The sequence below is a fragment of the Halorubrum zhoui genome (assembly GCF_051194155.1).
Taxonomy (GTDB): domain Archaea; phylum Halobacteriota; class Halobacteria; order Halobacteriales; family Haloferacaceae; genus Halorubrum.
The window spans coordinates 144,481-161,715 of sequence record NZ_JBLZNJ010000004.1; the positions used below are offsets into that span (position 1 = coordinate 144,481).

Below are 17,235 nucleotides of genomic sequence, written 5' to 3' on the forward strand. Positions count from 1 at the left end.
GTCGATCGCCGTCGTACCCCCCGGAAAACGACCTGTTAAGTGGAACGGGCCCGTACCAATATTCATGCCAGAGGAAACGGATCTGGAGGAGCTGAAGCGGGGAACCGAGCTCGTCAAGCGCGGCTTCGCACGCATGCAAAAAGGCGGGGTCATCATGGACGTCGTCAACCGCGAGCAGGCCCGCATCGCCGAGGATGCCGGCGCGGTCGCCGTGATGGTGCTCGAACACGTCCCCGCGGACATCCGCAAGCGCGGCGGTGTCGCTCGGATGCCCGATCCCGAGCGCGTTCCGGGGATCATCGAGGAGGTCTCCATCCCCGTCATGGGGAAGTCGCGCATCGGCCACCGCAAGGAAGCCGAGATCTTAGAGGCGCTCGGCATCGATATGATCGACGAGAGCGAGGTGCTCACGCCCGCCGACGACGAGTACCACACCGACAAGCGCGACTTCACGTCGCCGTTCGTCTGTGGTGCGCGGAACCTCCCCGAGGCGCTCCGTCGGATCCACGAGGGCGCGGCGATGATCCGCACGAAGGGCGAAGCCGGCACCGGCGACGTCAACCAGGCGGTCAAACACCAGCGCACGATCAAACACCAGATCCGGACGCTCACCGGCCTCAACCACGAGGAGCGCGAGAAGTGGGCCCGCGAACACGGCGCCCCACGCGACCTCGCACACGAGACCGCCGAGGCCGGCCGGCTTCCGGTGGTCAACTTCGCGGCCGGGGGCATCGCGACGCCCGCCGACGCCGCCCTCATGATGTATCACGGCTGTGACGGCATCTTCGTGGGCTCCGGCGTCTTCGGCGCCGAAGACCCCGAGGCGATGGGGACCTCCATCGTCGAGGCCGTCAACAACTGGGACGACCCCGAGGCGCTCGCCCGCATCGCGAGCGGCAGCGGCAAGGGGATGAAGGGCCAGTCGAACGCCGACATGGAAGAAGCGGAGATGCTGCAGGGCCGCGGCGTCTGAGTCGGTCGACGACACCGTTTTCGTGACCGAAACCGTCTGGATCGTTCGCCACGGTCAGCGCCGAGACACCGTCGACGAATCGTGGTCGGTTGTCGCCGACCGCGTCCACGACCCCCCGCTGACCGAACTCGGCCGCTGGGCCGCCTGGCGGGTCGGGCGTCGGTTCGCATCGATGACGCGCGACGTCGATGCGGTGTACGCCTCGCCGTTCTTACGGGCCGTCGAGACGGCCGCGGAGATCACAGACGAGCTCGGCACCGAGTTTCGTCTCGAGCCCGGACTCGGCGAACACCGCAACCCGGCCTGGTTCGACGACGACCCGGACGTTCGATCGCCGGCAGCGCTCGCGGCTCGTTTCGACGACATCGTTCTCGATCACGATCCGCTCGTCGAGCCGGCGTTTCCCGAGACGCACGCGACGGCGATGGACCGGATCGGCGAGACCGCTCGCCGACTCGTCGCGGGCGAAGCGGGGACCGTGCTGCTCGTCGGCCACGGCGCGACCGTCGGCGGCGTCGTGCACGGACTCACCGGCGACGCGGACGACGTCGAGACGCCGCTGTGTGGGGTCACGACGCTCGAGTCGGTGGGCGACCGATGGCGGCTCGTCGACACCGGTGACGTCACCCATCTGGACGTCTGAGGCCTCGACGAGCGCGTCTCACTCGTCGACGACGGTCGCTCCCTGCCCGATCGCCGTCTGGTAGGCGCGGGCGTCGACGCCGGCATCGCCGAAGGCGTCGAGCATCGCGGCCGCGATCGCCTGACGGGTTCCGGGGTAGCAGGCGGCGACGACGGCCGGCCCGGCGCCGCTCACCGTGACGCCGGTCGCGCCGGCCGCGAGCGCGGCGTCGTGGACCGCCTCGTAGCCGGTGATGAGCGCCGCGCGCTCGGGCGTCACCACCGGGTCGGCCATCCCCGTCCCGACGAGGTCCGGGTCGGACCGACACATGCCGACCGCGAGCGTGGCCGCGTTGCCGACGGTCGCGACGAGGGCGTCCATCGACGCGGTCTCGGGGACGACGCGCCGGGCGTCTCGGGTCGACACCGCGACGTCCGGCAGGCACACGACGAGCGGAATCGACGCGTCGACGCTGTGGGTGCCGTCGGCGGTCGTGACGGTGAAGCCGCCGAGTAAGGCGGGCGCGACGTTGTCGGCGTGGGCGACGCCCGAGACGACGGCCTCGCCCTCGGCGGCGATCGGCACGAGCGCCTCCCTCGAGTGCCCGCGGTCGTAGAGTCGGTTGAGCGCGACGGCGGCCGCGGCGGCGCTGGCGGCCGACGACCCGAGCCCAGAGGCCGGCCTGACGCCCTTGTCGATGTGGATGTGCGCCGGAGCGTCGAGCGCCTCGACGACAGCCCCGACGGTGTTGCCGTCGGGGTCCTCCGGGATGTACTGGGCGCCGACCCCCGTCACCTCGATCGTCGTCCGGTCGGCCCGCTCGACGGTGACGACGTCGGCGGGTCGCGAGAGCGCCGCCCCGAAGACGTCGAAGCCGCTCCCGAGGTTGGCGCTGGTGGCGGGTGCCCGTACCGTAACCATGCGGAGGCGTGACTCCCGGGCGTGAAAAAGGAGCGGGATCGCCGCCGGCAGTCGGGTCGTTTCTCAACCGGCCGTGGGGTCGTGGTGGGACGGGGACGACGGGGCGCTCGAGCGCCGCGGCGTGCGGTCAGCTCACGAGTCGGCGGTGGTCCACAACAACGGGCCGACGACCACGAGTCCGATACCGAAGAGGATGTACGTCGCCGGCATCGTCGAGAACGGCGAGACCGTGAATATCACGCCGAAGGTGACGATCACCGCGGCAATCACCTTCCGCGACTTCAGCGGGAGCGTGCCGAGCAGCGAGAGGACGAACGTGAGCAACAGGACGTGCCCGAGGTGGTAGTCGAGCAGGAACGTGTCGATGACCAGCGGCGAGAGCATCTCACCGAGAGGTCCGTCCGATTTACTCATTAACGTTCCGCTTCGCTCGACCCACCGAGCGCCTCGTCCGTGCCGGCCGACGCCGCGTCCCCGAGCTATATGCCGGCTCCACGAGAGGCGTACCCGTGCGACTCGTTCAGGTCACGATTCCGACCGGCAGGCGGGACGCGGTCATCCGCGCGCTCGACGACGAAGGGATCGACTACGTCGTCACCGACGAGACGGGAAACCGTGAGGTCGCGGCCGTGGCGACGTTTCCGCTGCCGCAGGCGGCCGTCGAACCGGTCCTTGAGCGGCTTCGAGCGGTCGGCATCGACGAGCGAACCGTCACGGTCGTCGTCGCCGCCGAGACGGTCGTCTCGGATCGGTTCGACGAGCTCGAAGCCGAGTACGCCGAGGCGGCCGAACGCGAGGAAGACCGCATCTCCCGACAGGAGCTCCAGACGAAAGCCGAGGAGCTGGTCTCGGGCACTCAGACGTTCGTCCTGATGACGGTGCTGTCGGCGGTGATCGCGACCGCCGGACTCCTCCTCGACTCGGCGGCCACCGTCGTCGGGTCGATGGTGATCGCCCCGCTCATCGGGCCCGCGATGTCCGCGGCGATCGGCACCGTCGTCGACGACGAGACGCTGTTTCGACGCGGCGTGTGGATGCAGCTCGGCGGGGTCCTCGTCGCCGTCGCCGCGGCGACGGTGTTCGCCGTCACGCTCCGGTCTGTCGGGCTCGTGCCGCCCGGGCTCGACCCGCTCGAGCTCGCCGAGGTGTCGGAACGGCTCGCACCGAACGTCCTCGTGCTCGCGGTGGCGATCGGTGCCGGGGTCGCCGGGATCGTCTCGCTCATGCGAGGGGTTTCCGCCTCGCTCGTCGGGGTGATGATCGCCGTGGCGCTCATCCCGCCCGCGGCGGCCGTCGGCGTCGGGATCGCCTTCGACGTCCCACGACTCGTGATCGGTGCGGGCGTCATCGTGGCCGTCAATCTGCTTTCGATCAACCTCGCCGCACTCGTCGTCCTCTGGTACGAGGGGTACCGCCCCGAGCAGTGGTTCCGCGAGGACCGGGCGCGCTCGGCGCTTCTCAAGCGCGTCGCCGTCCTCGTGGTCGCCATCGCGTTGTTGAGCGTCTTCCTCGGCGGCGTCACCTACGACTCGTACACCGCGACGACGACGGAGGCCGAGATCCGCGACGTCGTCGCCGCGGAGCTGTCGACGCTCGAGGGCGACGCGACCCTCGTCGACCTTCGCGTCGAGCGCACCGGGACGCTCCCGCCGCTTGAGACCGAGCGGGTCGTCGTGACCGTCGGTGCCGGGGAGGCGGCCTCGATCGACGGCCTCGCCGACGTCCTCGCCGACCGCATCGCGGCGGTCACCGGCGCGGATCCGACCGTCGAGGTGCGGCTCGTGACGGTCGACCGCGCGCACGCGTCGGTCCGCGTGTCGACCGTGCCTCGCGGTGCGCACTCGACGCCCGCCGGCAGCACGCGGGTCAGTCACACGAAGAGCAACCTCTTTGTGTCGTCCACCCCCGTCTGCACGCAGTGACCACCGCAGCAGGCCGCGACGACGACTCTGGGGAGGTAGTCGAGCGATCGAAGAGCGGCGCGCCGGCCGTCGGCGAGGCGGTCAGAGACCGGTTCTCATCGGACGAGGTGTTTCAGCGGATCGTCGCCGCCGCCGACGAAGAGGTCACCTCGGGCAGCCGGGAGCTCTTTTTCAGCGGCGTCGCCGCCGGGCTCGCCATCACGATCACGTTCCTGTTGTACGTCTCGTTGACCGCCGCGACGGACGGCCACCCGCTTTTGAGCGTGCTGTTGTACCCGCTCGGGTTCGTCTACATCATCCTCGGCGGCTACCAGTTGTACACCGAGAACACCCTGCCGCCGGTGGCGCTGACGCTCGAACGGCTCGCGAGTCTCCCGACGCTCCTGCGTCACTGGAGCATCGTGCTCGCGGGCAACTTCGCCGGCGGCGTCGTCGGCGCGCTCGTCCTCTCGTACGGCGGCGTCTTCTCGGGTGACGCCGTCGACGCGGCGATCACGGTGTCGAGTAAGGGCCTCTCGGTCGGGTTCTGGCCGTTGTTTTTCAAGGCCGCGATGGCCGGACTCATCGTCGCCGGCGTCGTCTGGGTCGGCTTCGCGTCGACCGACTCCGTCACCCGACTGCTCGTGGTCTACCTCGCGTTCCTCGCGATCCCGCTCGGCAACCTCTATCACGTCGTCGTCTCGTTCACCGAGGTGGTGTACCTCCTCTTTGCGGCCCGTCTCGGGCTCTACACGGGCGACCTCTCGCTCGTCACCGGCGTCACCGGGTTCGTCCTCCCCGTGTTACTCGGAAACACGCTCGGCGGCGTCGTGCTCGTGACGCTGGTGAACTACTTCCAGACGAGCGAGGAGCGACTCGAAGAGGCGCGCTTCGAGGGGATGACCCGACGGCTCTCGATACCGGAGTGGACGTTCGGCCGGGCGTTCGGTCGGTCGTACGTGCCGATCCTCGACACCGCGGAGGCGGCGCTGTTCGCCGACGATGGCTACCGGGTGATGGTCCCCGTGGCGAACCCACGGACCGACGAGTCGATCGTCGAGCTCGCGAGCGCCCTCGCGAGCGGCCACGAGGACGGTCTCGTCCACATCGTCCACGTGGTGCAGACGCCGACCCGGGTTGCCGACGACACGCGGGCCAACGAACGGATCGAGGACTCTTCCGAGCGGCAGCTCACCGCGCTCCGCGACACCGCAGAGAGCTACGGCGTGCGCGTCGACACCAGCACAGTCGTCTCGCGCTTCTCGTTCGAGGAGGTGTTCGCGATGGCCCGCCGAACGCGACCGGAGACCGTGGTGATGGGCTGGGGCGACGACCACCTGTGGAGCGCGGCGCGCGCCGAGCGGCCGATAGCGGAGATCACGAATCAGCTCCCGTGTGATTTCCTCGTGTTGAACGACCGCGACCTCGACACCGCCGAGATCCTCGTGCCGACGGCCGGCGGCCCGGACTCCGCGCTCGCCGCTGACGTCGCGCGAAGTCTCGCCCGGACCGCCGGATCGGCGGTCAGGCTGCTCCACGTCGTCGACGACGCGACGGAGCGAGCCGCCGGCGAGCAGTTCCTCGCCGAGTGGGCGGACGCACACGGCCTCGAGGCCGCGACGCGGACGGTCGACGAGAGCGGCGACATCGAGACCGCCATCGAGCGAGCGGCGACCGACAGCACGCTCATCATCATCGGCGCGACGGAGAAGGGGTTGCTCTCGCGGCTCGTCGCCGAGTCGTTACACCTCGACGTGGCGAGCACGGTCGACTGCTCGGTGCTGCTCGCGGAGCGCCCGCACCACCGCACGCTTCGAGCACGGCTCTTCGGGCGGGGCCAGCGGGCGGTTGGCGGCGCGAACCGCGTCGAGCCGACGGAGACCGATCCGATCGACGCCGAGTGAGCCGGTGGGTCGACGGTTCCTCAGCGCCCGTCGCCGTCCCGCGTCGGCAGCGGCGGCTCGTACGCCGCCGCGTCGACGGCCAACTCGAGGACCGCGTCGACGTGCTCGTCTTCGGTGACGCTCATCGTGGCGTCGACGTCGGCGTCGACCGCGTCGAACCGGTCGTGTTTGTTCGCGACGGTGATGACCGGCGTCGATGCGTCGAAGCGGTCACGCACCTCTTCGCGGAGTTCGAGCTGGACGTCGAGCGGGTAGCCGCAGTCGCCGGAGGGATCGACCACGACGAGGACGACGTCGGCGAGGTGGGTCAGCGCGCTCACGGCCTGTCGCTCGATGTCGTTGCGCTCGGCGTCCGGCCGGTCGAGCAGTCCCGGCGTGTCGACGATCTGGTACCGAAGGTGGTCCCGCTCGACGTGTCCGAGCGCGACGCCGCGGGTCGTGAACGGGTACTCGGCGATCTCGTTCGACGCCCGCGTGACGCGGTTGACGAACGACGACTTCCCCACGTTCGGGTAGCCGGCGACGACGATCGCGGGTTCGTCGGGCCGGACGTCCGGGAGATCGCGCAGCTCGTCGCGTGCGTCGCCGACGTAGCGGAGGTCGGCTTCGATTTGTTCCATCACGTCGGCCATCCGCGCGAACGCCTGCTTGCGGTGTTTTCTCGCCGTCTCGAGGTTCGCGTTCCGGACCTTCGTGGTGTACTCGTCGCGGAGCGACTCGACCTGCCGGCTCGCCCACATCACCTGTGAGAGCGCCTGTCGAAGCCGGTCGACGTCGACGATGGCGTCCGCGAGCTCGTAGTAGAACGGGTCGACGTCGAAGCCGAAGTCGGGCCACGACACGACCACGTTCTCGAGGTTGTCCGAGAGCACGTTTCCGGCCGTCCGCAGCATCGACTCTTGGGCGTCGTGGCCGTGTTTGGCGCGGCCGGCCCGCGAGGCCCGCGAGAACGCCTTGTCGACGAGCTCCGCAGAGCGGGGGGTCGTCGGGAGCCCTTCGAATATCATGCCGCCGAATACCCCGCCGAGACGTATAAGCGCGTCCGTTCTCGCACCCGCGTCTCAGCCGACCCACGCTCGTTCGAAGGCGTCGTAAAACGGCTCGTCGGTGCGAACCCGAACGTAGTCGCCGCCCCGGGCGACGGCCGCCGACTCGATGGCATTCCAGTGGGCCTCGACGCGCTCCCGGTACCGGCTCGCCTCGCGCGGACCGAAGTGGGTTCGGAGGCTCGTCGGCGACTCGAGGCCCTCGAAGATCGTCTCTCCGCTCACCGGTGGTGACAAGACGTCGGGGACGACGACGTGCACGACGACGACGTGGTGGTCGGACACCGCCCGCAGGGCCGCCTCGAAGGCGTCCGGATCGACGAGACAGTCGCTCGCGAGCACCACGACCGACCGGGAGGTGATCGTCTCGGCGTACGCCGACAGCGCCGCCTCGGGGTCGGCCTGCCCGCGCGGTTCGACCTCGTCGAGCCGGTCGAGTGCCGACACCACCGCCCCGGTGCCGGCGGCGTCGTCGACGCGCGTCGCGGCCTCACCGAAGACGGAGAGCCGAAACTCGTTGTGTTCGGCCGCGAACAGATACGCGTAGCCGAGGCCGATCTTGGCGGCGAACTCGAACGCCGCCCGGTCGGCGAACGCCATCGACGCGCTGCGGTCGAGGAGCACGTGTGCCGTGAGGCTCCGCTCGGTCTCGAACTGCCGGACGTACAGTTCGTTGCTGCGGGCGTACACCGTCCAGTCGATGCGGCGGGTGTCGTCGCCGGGGACGTATCGCCGGTGGTCGCTGAACACGAGCCCCTCGCCGATCGCCGCCGATCGCTGCTCGCCGCGGCTGCGTGCCGCGCTCCGGCGGTCGATAGTGGAGTCGAAGCGGTCCAACACGGCCAGGAAGTCGGGATCGATCGACACGGCTCAGAGCAGGTCCTCGATCACGGCGTCTGGCGTGACGCCATCGCGTTGGGCCCGCAGGTCGACGACCACCCGGTGACGCAACGCCGGTCGAGCGATCGCCTCGAGGTCGGCCTCGCCGACGTACGGTCGTCCGTCCACGAGCGCGTGTGCCTTCGCGCCGACGACGAGCGCCATGCTGGCGCGTGGGCTGGCGCCGTACTCGAGCCGGTCGGCCGTCCTCGTGTCGGCGACGAGTCTGACCGCCCGCTCTCTGATGTCGTCGGCGATCGGTACCTGTCTGACGAGCGCCTGGATCGCCCGCAGCTCGTCGCCGGTCAGTACCGTCTCGACCGGCGGTGCGGGGTCGATCGTCCCCGTGTATCGGTCGACGATCGCCAGCTCCTCGTCGAACGACGGCGGCGTGATCGTGATCTTCATCTCGAAGCGATCCCGTTGGGCCTCCGGGAGCGGATACGTTCCCTCCTGGTCGATCGGATTCTGTGTCGCGAGCACGAAGAACGGCTCCGGCAGCGCACGGGTCTCCCCGCCGGCCGTGACCTGTCCTTCTGCCATCGCCTCTAACAGCGCCGCCTGGGTCTTCGGCGTCGCGCGGTTTATTTCGTCGGCCAACACCACGTTCGCGAACACCGGCCCCTCCTCGAAGACGAAGACGCGGTCGTCGCCGGACTCACGGAGCACCTCCGTCCCGGTGATGTCCGAGGGCATCAGGTCCGGGGTGTTCTGGATCCGGGCGAACGAGAGGTCGATCGCCTCCGCGAGCGTCCGGATCAAGAGCGTCTTCCCGAGTCCCGGAATCCCCTCTACGAGCGCGTTCCCTCCGGTCAGCAGACACACCAGCAGCTGTCTCACGACCGTCTCCTGGCCGACGATCCGCTCGCCGATTTCGGATTCGACCCGCTCGACGGCCGCACTTGCCGTCTCGACGTCGAACGCGTCGGTGTCTGGTCGGTCACTCATCGGTCGTCTCCGGTGGTCGTCGGCTGGTCACTCATCGGGGTCCTCCGAACGGATCCGCTCGGTGTACGCTCGCACGAGGTCGGCCGCCTCCGGACGCTCCTCGTCGGAGAATGCGGCGCGTGAGGGGTCAACGTCCGCCGACCCGGCGGCGACGGATCCCCCGCCGTACGTGCCATCGCCGCTGGGGTCGCCGTCGCCCGCCAGCCGGAGCGATCGATTCTCCGAGCCGCGCTCGACGGCCCCCTCCGTACCGAGGAGGTCTGCACCGCCGTTCGTGCCGGCTGCGCCGCCCGCGCCGGGACCGCCCGCGCCGGTGCCGGACACACCAGCACCGGCACCGCCTGTGCCGGCGATCGCCTCGGCGTCTCCGCCGCCGTCGAGTGGGGCGACCCCGGCTCCCGCGACCCCGACGAGCCCGGCGCTACAACACACGAGTACGACGGTGACACCGACCAGCTGACGCCGATCGACGAACGCCCGGCTGGACGTCTCCGTGAGGCGTCGCAACACGGTGCGGTACAGCGCCCTCGCGACCGGCGTCTCGACGTCGCGTTCGGCGGCGTCTCTGGCCGTCCGGAGCGCCTCCGCGACGGCCGGGTTGTGCGCCTCGAACCGCTCGACGCCGAGGCGCTCGTACCGAAGCGCGGCGTCGACGACGAGCCACGAGACGGCCGTCGCCGTGACGACGAGCGATCCGGCCGAGATGCCGATCGGGTCGGGAAGCGCGACTCCGACGGCCCGGAGCGGACCGGCGACCGCCTCGGGCGTCGGGACGACCGCGAGTGGCGCTGCGCCGTCGCCCACCGACAGCAGCTGTGTCGCCAGGCGGAGGGCGACGAACACGGCCATCGCGTCGAGCGCGGCGTGGACGGCCGCCGCCTTCGCTGCCTCCCGCCGGATCTCCGAGACCGCCGCGAGCAGGTCCGCCCGAAGCGCCGGAGTCGTCTCAGATCGCACACTGTCGTCCATGGGTTACGCGTGTGTTACAGTTACGACGTGGAATCGAGCCGTCGTTCGAGCTCGTCGATGCGCTCTCGTAGCTGTGCGATGGTCTCGTCGCGCTGTCGTACCTCGCGTTCGAGCCGGTCTCTGTCGGCTTCGAGCGCGTCGACACTCTCTCGCAGGTCGGCGGCCTCGGCTTCGAGCTGCTCGCGTTCCGCCTCCGCGTCGGCCAGCGCAGCCTCGGTCCGATCGAGGTCGTCTTCGGTCTGCCGTAGCGCCGTCTCGGTCCGTCGCAGCTCCGTCTCGGTCCGCCGCAGCTCCGCTTCGGTCTCGTTGAGGGTCGCGAGGAGCTGTTCGAGGTCCGCCTCTCGCGTCTCGATGCGCGTCTCGGTCGCTTCGAGCTGCGCCTCGCGGCGTTCGAGGGTCGCCTCGGTCGCCTCGAGCTCCGCCCGGAGCGCCTCGTTTTCGGCCTCCAGTTCGGCGTTCGTCGACTGGAGCTCCGCGCCCGCGACCTGGTACACCGCGCTCGTCCCGACGAGCCCGCTAGCCGTGACCACGAGCGCGATCAGGACCGTCGTGTTCGCGTGCTCGCCGATGTAGCTCATCGCTGGTCCGTTGTGTCTCAAGCGGCATATACCTCTTCCAGTCGCCGCCCGGCGACCTCACCGAGGTACACGAGGAGTGCAGCCACCAAGAACACCCAGGCGATCGGCCGTCGGGTGGGACGCTCGGGGGCCGTCGTCGCGCGCGTGAACGCCGCTATCGCGTCGCTCGCCTGCGGGTCGAACGTCCGCCCACCGGTTCGGTCGACCGCCGCGTCCAGCGCCGGTGCCCGCCCGACCGCCCCGTACTCCGCGGCGTAGTCGACGGCGAACGCGCTGCCGAGCACCGAGTCGTACCCGACGCGCGTCGGGGTGAGCGTCGCCTCGAAGCGGTCGACGCCAGTCTGGACGAATCGCACGGACGGCGCCGTGGGGCGCGTCGGCCCCCGGTGGACGACCGTCGTCGCCTCGCCGCGGGAGGTGTCTGCGACCTCGGTCGCGTTCGTTCGCTTTCGTCGTGGGTCGCCGACGGCCCAGTTCACCGACCGGGTCGTGAGCTCGGCGTCCGGCGGGCGGAGGAGTCCTTCGAGACGGCCGTCGTCGCCGTAGGTGGTCACCGAGACGACGCGTCCGAGTCCGAAGCGCCAGGCGGTAACCGCCGGGTCACCCCGGCTGGTCGTGACCAACAGTCGGGCACCCGTGCGTGGGTCGACGTCGTTGACCGCGGTCGGATTCGCCTCGGTGTCGACGCCGTCGGTGACGAAGTGGGTCCGATCGACGACGACGAGCGAGTCCGCCTCCGTCGGCGTCGCCTCGCTGTCGAAGAGCAGCCGGAGGCGGTCCGTCTCGCCGGGGCGGAGGTACGTCCCACCGGTGGTGTCCGCGATCGCGGCCATGCGGTCGTCGTCACGCGACGTGCCCACACCGACGCCGGTCACCCGCACGTCCTCGGCAGCGAGTTCCTCGGCGGCAACGAGCGGCGCGTCGGCGTCGTCGTCGCCGTCGCTTATCAGGATCACCTCGCCACCGTCGTCGAGCATGTCGCCTGCGGCGCGCAGCCCTCTCGCGACGTCGGTTCCGCCGCCGGCCTGGAGTCGTCGGATCGTCTCGCGGAGTGCCGGACGGTCGCGCTCGAGCGATCGAAACGGGGAGACGACCTGTGCGCTGTCGGCGAAGGCGACGATGCCGAGACGCCCGTCCGAACCCAGCTGTTCGAGCACGTCGAGTGAGAGCCCGCGAATTCGGGGCATCGACTCCGCTGCGCTGCCGGAGACGTCGACCACGAGGACCACGTCGTCGCCGCCGCGCCGCTCGTCGAACCGAACCGGCAGGAGCGTACCGACGGACGAGGTGGCGTAGCCGCCGCGGCCGTACGCGTTGGGGCCGCCGGCGACGACGACGCCGTTGCCGTCGGCCACGTACGACTGCAGCGCCCCGACGTCACCGAGGTCGTCGGCGGCGAGGTTCTGGATCACGACGGCGTGGTACGCCTCGAGTCGGTCGCGGTTCGGCACGGCCGTGGCCCGGGTGACGTCGTAGAGCTCGTCGAGATACGTCGCCATCGGATAGTCGACGCGTGAGACGTACAACACCTTCGGCGGGTCGACGACGCTGACGACGCGGCGTGCCACGTCGTTTCGCTCGAAGCCGGTGTCGCCGCCGGCGTCGATCCTGGCTTCGACCCGGTGTGCACCCGGCCGGGTGAACGTGTGGTCGACCGCGACGCTCGTCGGCTCCGTCACGAGCTGCTCGTGGATCGGCTCTCCGTCGACGGTCACGGTGAGGGTCGCGTCGGTCGCACCGACGCCGCCGACAGACACGAGCAGCGACTCGGTCGCGCCAGCGGTCGTCGTCTCCGGTGCGTCGACGTCGACGAGCCGTTCGGTTCGCGTCGGCTCGAGCCGGAGCGCGCTGATCGTCGCGTTTCGCTCGACGGCGACGTCCACCGCCGACTCGAGGCTTCGCCCCTCGGTCACGCGGCCGTCGGACAGCAACACGACGTGGGTGTTCGCGCGGACGCCGCGGAGCACCTCGTCACCGATCGGCGATGACTCGTTCGTCGCGATCGTCGTTCGGCTGACCGGGACGCCTTCGGCCGCTATCCCGTCGGCGATCGACGCCGGATCCGCGTCGTACACGTCCATGCTCGCCGAGTCGTCGACGAGCAGCCGCACCGCCGGGTCGCCCGCAGACTGGCCCGTTTCGACGACGTACGGACCGGCGGCCGCCGTGACGAGGAGCACCGCCACGAGCACGCGAGCAGCCAGCATCAGCCGGCGCGTTCGGCCCGTCGGGGCGGCCGGTCCGACGTTCCAGCGGAACAACACGACGATGGCGGCGAGTGCGATCGGGAGGACGGCGAACACCGCCGCCCGTTCGACCCCGACCGGTCCGACGAGCCCGCCCGCCGACGTCACCGTCTCGACCCCGACGGCCGAGGGTACCGCCGTAACGCCGGCACTCGCGGCGCGAGCAAAGCGGCCGCTCACAGCTCACCTCGCCGTTTGCGGTAGCCGAGCTCGAGCAGACCGACGAGGAGCGCCGCGAGCGACACCACCGGTGCGATCGACCGCGGGGCCGACTCGGTCCCGGTCGACCCCGTCGCGACGGCGACCGGCTCCGAGACGACGGCGGACTCCGTCGGCGACCGGAGGCTGATCCCGTATCGTGCCGTTCGCGTCGTGTACAGTCCCGTCTGCGTCGGTCTGAGCCGTGCCGTCTCGACGGTGCCACGCGGCGTCTCGACCGTCCGTGGCTCCTCGAGGTCGATCACCGCCCCCGTCGGCCGGTTCAGGTCCTCGACTGACGGCCGGCCGGCGGCGTAGGTGATCGCCTGCCGCCAGAAGATCGGGTACTGATAGTCGTAGCCGAACGTCGACGCCACGTAGCCGTAGTACACCGCCCGCCCGTCTCCGACGTCGTCGACCGCGATCATCGGGCTGCCGTCGTCGGCGACGGCGAGCGCCTCGCCACGACGGAGTTCACCCGAGAGGTGCGTCTCTGCGGGAACGAACCCAATCCCGTCGACGACGGGGTGGGCGTCGACGGTTCGGACGTCGGTCTGTCCGCCGACGCCGTCGACGTCGACGGGGACCATCGCTCCGTATCCGACGGCCGTGAGGTCGTCGTGCGCGTGGACGACGACGCCGCCGCCGGCGTCAACCTCGTCGCGGACGTCTTCGACCGTTCCGTCGAGCACGCGGTCGGGGTCGACGCCGCTGAAGACGACGACGTCGTAGCCCGAGGCGTCGGCAATCGGGGGCTCGGCGACGTCGAGACGGACGTCGTCCATCACCTCGAGGGCGGCCGTCAAGAATCGAGGGCGGTCGTTCGTTACCAGCAGCGTGTCGATCGTGCGGTCGGACGGGACGGCGACGTAGGCGACGTCGTCCGTGGGAAACGAGTCGCGCGGAGCGAGCCGGATCGCTCCTCCGCCCGCCGGAACGGGAAGCGTCACGCGGACCACGTCACCGGGTGCCAGCGAGACCGTCTCGGACGCCTCGCCGATCGAGACGGTGCGGGTCTGTGTCGTCTCGCCGCCGTTCGTGAGGACCGCCGTCGCCTCCGTCGCGGTCACCGACAGGTCCACGATGCCGACGTTGTCCTCGCCGCCGCCACCGACCCGGCGGACGACCACCTCGGTGCCGCTCGCCCGGACGCTCTCGATGGCCGCCTCCCAGTCGGTGGTGTCGACGAAGTCGCTGACGACGACGATCCGACGGGGATCCTCGCCGGCGTCGGCGGCGACGCGAACTGCACGCCGGAGGTCACCGTCCGTCTCGACGACCGACACCGCCGCCGCGCTTGCAGCGGCGGTCCGGACCGTCGGGTCGGGTGCCGAAGTGACGAGCGTCGGACGGTCCCCGGCCGCCTCTCCGGCGACGTCGACGGCGCGTGCGAACCGCGTCTCGCCGTCGTCCGTCGTCGCCATGCTCGCGCTGTTGTCGAGGACGACGACCGTCTCGCCGGCGGCAGCGCCGGGAAGCGGAACCTGTGGGCCGGCGAGCGCCAGCGAGATCGCGACCAGGACGAGCGCCTGTAACACCAACACCGGTGGGACGTGCACCCGGTCGCGGAGGCGCTGCCGGCGGCTGTCGCCGTCGCGTTCCGTGAGAAACTCGACCGTCGGGAGGGCGTACCGTCGGGGATCTGGGCGGACGAGGTACAGCGCGACGAGCGGAACGAGCGCCGCGAGACCGAGCAGTCCGAGCGGCGTCGCGAACGGCCCGCCGGCCTGGAGGAGTGCCATCGTGGCCGGACGCAGGGGACAGAGCCACATGTGTCTGATCCTCCCCACGGAGCGAACGAACCGGCGTCGAGGGCGACTCGCGTCCGTCGTGGTCGACCCGGACTCAGGTCATCGTCGACTTCGGGCCACCCTCGTCTTCCGGCGGCTCGACGCCCTCGGCGGCGGCGACGTCTTCGGTCCGTTTCTCCGTCTCGACGTGCCAGCGGTCTATCTCGTTCTCGTACGCCGAGAGGATGTCGCTCACGCGCGATTTCAACTCGTCGTCGTTGACGTTCACCTCGAAGACGAACTGCTCGCCCGGCTCGCTCCGGTTGACCTGGGTGACGTTGGCGCTCACGAGCTCGTTGTCGAAGTAGTACGGCGCGACCTGGGTCATCACCTTCCGGTACACCGTATCTTCGACCTTCCGGATCGCCTTTCGGCTCGCGGAGTCGGCCGCCCGGGCGACGTGCGTGATCGACTCGCCCCAGCGCTCTACGGCCCCCTCGGTGTCGTCGGCCTCGACGCGCTCGTAGGACTCGCTGAGCTTCTCGCCAGCCGTCTGGAGGTCCTCACCCGGCGTCTTGCCCGCCTTCTCGCCTTCGCCCTCGCCGACGGACGCCTGTGCGGCGGTCTTCTCGGAGACGTCCTCGTCGATGCGCTCGTGGGTCTTCGGGCGCCAGTCGTCGAAGTCGTGGAAGGCGTCGCCGTCCACGCCGGCCTCGCGGAGCGCGAGCGTGATCCGCTCGCCGTGTTCGACGACGTCGCCCCAGTCCCCGCGTTGTTTGAACCCGGAGATGCTCTCGTCCATTGGCTATCGACTGTCACGGCACGGAGGCGTATAAGTTTCCTCGTCGGGCGGGTCGTCTGGCTCACCGCCCGTAGGTGAGCCGGCGGACCGCGTCGTTCAGCCAGCGCTTCGCGTCGGCGAGGATACCCGCCGGCGACACGCGCCGAATCGCCGCCTCGTCGACTTCGATCCGCGCGTCGCCGAACGGGTCGCGGTCCTCCTCGCCGTCGACGGCGTCGACGACGGTCGACATCGCACACCGGCCACACGCCTCCGTTCGTCCGTCGGTGTCGCTCATGTTCGTTCGATACATACATTCGACGGCCAGCTACAAAACGGTACCGACGGGGGCCATCGCGGCTCTCGACGCGTTTTTATCGCTCGTGTGTGTTCGGCCCACATGGGATACCGAGTCGTCGACACGACGGCCGTCGAGCCGGAGCCGGACCGGCCGTCCACGTGTCGGAAGCTGGCGGCCCCGGCGGGACTCGACGAGTTGGCGCTCAACCGATTTCGCGCCGCGCCGGGCGAGCAGGTCCCGCTCGCGTACCACTACCACGAGACCCAACGGGAGGCGTTTTATGTGCTCTCGGGGACGCTCGTCGTCGAGACCCCAGACGAGCAGTACGCCGTCGAAGCCGACGAGTTGTTCGTCGTCGATCCGGGGAGTCCCCAGCGCGCGCACAACCCCGAGACGGCCGACGCGGCGGTCGAGCTGTTGGCGATCGGCGCGCCACCCGTCGCGGGCGACGCCGTCGTCTACGAGCCGGGGGCGACCGACGCCGGTCCCGACGATGCGTGAGACGAACGCGGGCGAGGAGGAGCCGCCGGCGAAGCCGGGCACCGCGCCGCGACGCCCGCCGGAGGAGCTTCCCGCGGAGATTCGCGAGGCGGTCCCGGACTACGACGACGAGTACCTCGACCGCGTCTCCGACCGGCTGTTGTACAGCTACGACCTCGATCGTGACGTCGTCGTCGACGGCGAACGGTTCGCGCTCGCCGCGGAGATGCGGATGCGAAGCCAGAAACAGTTCCTCCACCCGGCGTTGAGCTACGCCGACCACGAGACCAACGAGTACCTCTTCGCCCGCCGCGTCGACCGCCCGACCGTCGCTGAGCTCGAGCGGCTCGTCGCGCTCGGACACGCGATCGCCGACGAGCGCGTCGAAGGCGACGAAGAACACTACGGCACCGACGTTACCTTCGTCGTCGTCGCCGAGACGATTCCGGCGGCGGTCGCCGACTTCGTCGACGGCTTCCGCGACCGAACGCTGCTCGCGTTCGGCTACTACGGCCACTACGAGGTGAACCTGATCGTCGTCGCGCCCGACACAGAGCGCATCGTCGACAGCGAGGCCGCAACGGTGACGGATGCGTTCCGGCTGTGGGAGCCGGTCGAACCACCCGAGGAGGGCTTCTTCTCGCGGCTCGCCAAGCGCTTCTGGCGGTGAGCCGCCCCAAACGGCGGTGGTGACGCATAGGACGTCGACGCGCGTCACGGGCCTCCCGACCGAAGACGCGGCAAAAAAAGACCCGCCG

17 protein-coding genes are annotated in these 17,235 nt (G+C 70.2%); 6 read left to right on the forward strand and 11 right to left on the reverse strand.

What is annotated here, in order from left to right:
* Positions 1-64: 64 nt before the first annotated feature.
* Positions 65-973, forward strand: a complete 909-nt coding sequence (pdxS, locus tag ACNTAO_RS08195; RefSeq protein WP_435161497.1) for a pyridoxal 5'-phosphate synthase lyase subunit PdxS — start codon at positions 65-67, stop codon at positions 971-973.
* Positions 974-995: 22 nt separating this feature from the next.
* Positions 996-1,616, forward strand: a complete 621-nt coding sequence (locus tag ACNTAO_RS08200) for a histidine phosphatase family protein (protein WP_435161498.1) — start codon at positions 996-998, stop codon at positions 1,614-1,616.
* A gap of 18 nt (positions 1,617-1,634) precedes the next feature.
* Here the strand turns inward: ACNTAO_RS08200 and ACNTAO_RS08205 are convergent, their stop codons facing one another.
* On the reverse strand, positions 1,635-2,516 hold the full coding sequence (locus tag ACNTAO_RS08205; protein WP_435161499.1) for a homoserine kinase: 882 nt from the start codon (positions 2,514-2,516) through the stop codon (positions 1,635-1,637).
* Positions 2,517-2,648: 132 nt separating this feature from the next.
* Positions 2,649-2,900, reverse strand: a complete 252-nt coding sequence (locus ACNTAO_RS08210; protein ID WP_435161500.1) for a DUF8006 family protein — start codon at positions 2,898-2,900, stop codon at positions 2,649-2,651.
* A 125-nt stretch (positions 2,901-3,025) separates the two neighbouring features.
* Between ACNTAO_RS08210 and ACNTAO_RS08215 the strand changes: the two genes are divergently transcribed.
* On the forward strand, positions 3,026-4,438 hold the full coding sequence (locus ACNTAO_RS08215; protein WP_435161501.1) for a TIGR00341 family protein: 1,413 nt from the start codon (positions 3,026-3,028) through the stop codon (positions 4,436-4,438).
* Complete coding sequence (locus tag ACNTAO_RS08220; RefSeq protein ID WP_435161502.1) at positions 4,435-6,321, forward strand: formate/nitrite transporter family protein; 1,887 nt, start codon at positions 4,435-4,437, stop codon at positions 6,319-6,321. Before ACNTAO_RS08215 ends, ACNTAO_RS08220 begins: the two co-directional genes overlap by 4 nt.
* Positions 6,322-6,341: 20 nt before the next feature.
* Here ACNTAO_RS08220 and ACNTAO_RS08225 read toward each other — a convergent pair whose 3' ends face one another.
* From ACNTAO_RS08225 to ACNTAO_RS08265, 9 genes are all read right to left on the reverse strand, one after another.
* On the reverse strand, positions 6,342-7,328 hold the full coding sequence (locus ACNTAO_RS08225; RefSeq protein WP_435161503.1) for an NOG1 family protein: 987 nt from the start codon (positions 7,326-7,328) through the stop codon (positions 6,342-6,344).
* Positions 7,329-7,382: 54 nt separating this feature from the next.
* The gene (locus ACNTAO_RS08230) at positions 7,383-8,234 is read right to left on the reverse strand and encodes a DUF58 domain-containing protein (RefSeq protein ID WP_435161504.1); all 852 of its coding nucleotides are present in this window, start codon (positions 8,232-8,234) and stop codon (positions 7,383-7,385) included.
* Positions 8,235-8,237: 3 nt separating this feature from the next.
* Positions 8,238-9,194: an AAA family ATPase gene (locus tag ACNTAO_RS08235; RefSeq protein ID WP_435161505.1), complete on the reverse strand. Its 957-nt coding sequence runs from the start codon at positions 9,192-9,194 to the stop codon at positions 8,238-8,240.
* 27 nt (positions 9,195-9,221) lie between these two features.
* Positions 9,222-10,163, reverse strand: coding sequence for a DUF7502 family protein (locus ACNTAO_RS08240; protein WP_435161506.1), 942 nt, complete (start codon positions 10,161-10,163; stop codon positions 9,222-9,224).
* 20 nt (positions 10,164-10,183) lie between these two features.
* Positions 10,184-10,741 carry a hypothetical protein gene (locus ACNTAO_RS08245; protein ID WP_435161507.1) on the reverse strand — a complete coding sequence of 186 codons (558 nt, stop codon included), beginning with the start codon at positions 10,739-10,741 and terminating at the stop codon, positions 10,184-10,186.
* Between the two features lie 17 nt (positions 10,742-10,758).
* Positions 10,759-13,167 (reverse strand): VWA domain-containing protein, encoded by a 2,409-nt coding sequence (locus ACNTAO_RS08250; protein ID WP_435161508.1) that lies wholly within the window; start codon positions 13,165-13,167, stop codon positions 10,759-10,761.
* Positions 13,164-14,927, reverse strand: a complete 1,764-nt coding sequence (locus ACNTAO_RS08255) for a DUF7408 domain-containing protein (RefSeq protein ID WP_435161509.1) — start codon at positions 14,925-14,927, stop codon at positions 13,164-13,166. Before ACNTAO_RS08255 ends, ACNTAO_RS08250 begins: the two co-directional genes overlap by 4 nt.
* Before the next feature lie 103 nt (positions 14,928-15,030).
* Positions 15,031-15,717, reverse strand: a complete 687-nt coding sequence (locus tag ACNTAO_RS08260) for a DUF5828 family protein (protein WP_435161510.1) — start codon at positions 15,715-15,717, stop codon at positions 15,031-15,033.
* A 61-nt stretch (positions 15,718-15,778) separates the two neighbouring features.
* Positions 15,779-15,994: a DUF8007 family protein gene (locus tag ACNTAO_RS08265; RefSeq protein ID WP_435161511.1), complete on the reverse strand. Its 216-nt coding sequence runs from the start codon at positions 15,992-15,994 to the stop codon at positions 15,779-15,781.
* A 102-nt stretch (positions 15,995-16,096) separates the two neighbouring features.
* On the opposite strand from ACNTAO_RS08265, the gene ACNTAO_RS08270 reads away from it, so the two are divergent.
* Positions 16,097-16,498, forward strand: a complete 402-nt coding sequence (locus tag ACNTAO_RS08270) for a cupin domain-containing protein (RefSeq protein ID WP_435161512.1) — start codon at positions 16,097-16,099, stop codon at positions 16,496-16,498.
* Positions 16,491-17,147 carry a DUF8052 family protein gene (locus ACNTAO_RS08275; protein ID WP_435161513.1) on the forward strand — a complete coding sequence of 219 codons (657 nt, stop codon included), beginning with the start codon at positions 16,491-16,493 and terminating at the stop codon, positions 17,145-17,147. The genes ACNTAO_RS08270 and ACNTAO_RS08275 overlap by 8 nt, the downstream gene beginning before the upstream one ends.
* Positions 17,148-17,235: the final 88 nt, after the last annotated feature.

What these genes read in the sequence shown, in the direction of transcription:
- ACNTAO_RS08210 (WP_435161500.1), bottom strand. Translation starts at nt 2,900, where the DNA reads ATGCTCTCGCCGCTGGTCATCGACACGTTCCTGCTCGACTACCACCTC.
- ACNTAO_RS08255 (WP_435161509.1), bottom strand. Translation starts at nt 14,927, where the DNA reads ATGGCACTCCTCCAGGCCGGCGGGCCGTTCGCGACGCCGCTCGGACTG.
- ACNTAO_RS08275 (WP_435161513.1), top strand. Translation starts at nt 16,491, where the DNA reads ATGCGTGAGACGAACGCGGGCGAGGAGGAGCCGCCGGCGAAGCCGGGC.
- pdxS (WP_435161497.1), top strand. Translation starts at nt 65, where the DNA reads ATGCCAGAGGAAACGGATCTGGAGGAGCTGAAGCGGGGAACCGAGCTC.
- ACNTAO_RS08270 (WP_435161512.1), top strand. Translation starts at nt 16,097, where the DNA reads ATGGGATACCGAGTCGTCGACACGACGGCCGTCGAGCCGGAGCCGGAC.
- ACNTAO_RS08265 (WP_435161511.1), bottom strand. Translation starts at nt 15,994, where the DNA reads ATGAGCGACACCGACGGACGAACGGAGGCGTGTGGCCGGTGTGCGATG.
- ACNTAO_RS08240 (WP_435161506.1), bottom strand. Translation starts at nt 10,163, where the DNA reads ATGGACGACAGTGTGCGATCTGAGACGACTCCGGCGCTTCGGGCGGAC.
- ACNTAO_RS08225 (WP_435161503.1), bottom strand. Translation starts at nt 7,328, where the DNA reads ATGATATTCGAAGGGCTCCCGACGACCCCCCGCTCTGCGGAGCTCGTC.
- ACNTAO_RS08235 (WP_435161505.1), bottom strand. Translation starts at nt 9,194, where the DNA reads ATGAGTGACCGACCAGACACCGACGCGTTCGACGTCGAGACGGCAAGT.
- ACNTAO_RS08260 (WP_435161510.1), bottom strand. Translation starts at nt 15,717, where the DNA reads ATGGACGAGAGCATCTCCGGGTTCAAACAACGCGGGGACTGGGGCGAC.
- ACNTAO_RS08205 (WP_435161499.1), bottom strand. Translation starts at nt 2,516, where the DNA reads ATGGTTACGGTACGGGCACCCGCCACCAGCGCCAACCTCGGGAGCGGC.
- ACNTAO_RS08245 (WP_435161507.1), bottom strand. Translation starts at nt 10,741, where the DNA reads ATGAGCTACATCGGCGAGCACGCGAACACGACGGTCCTGATCGCGCTC.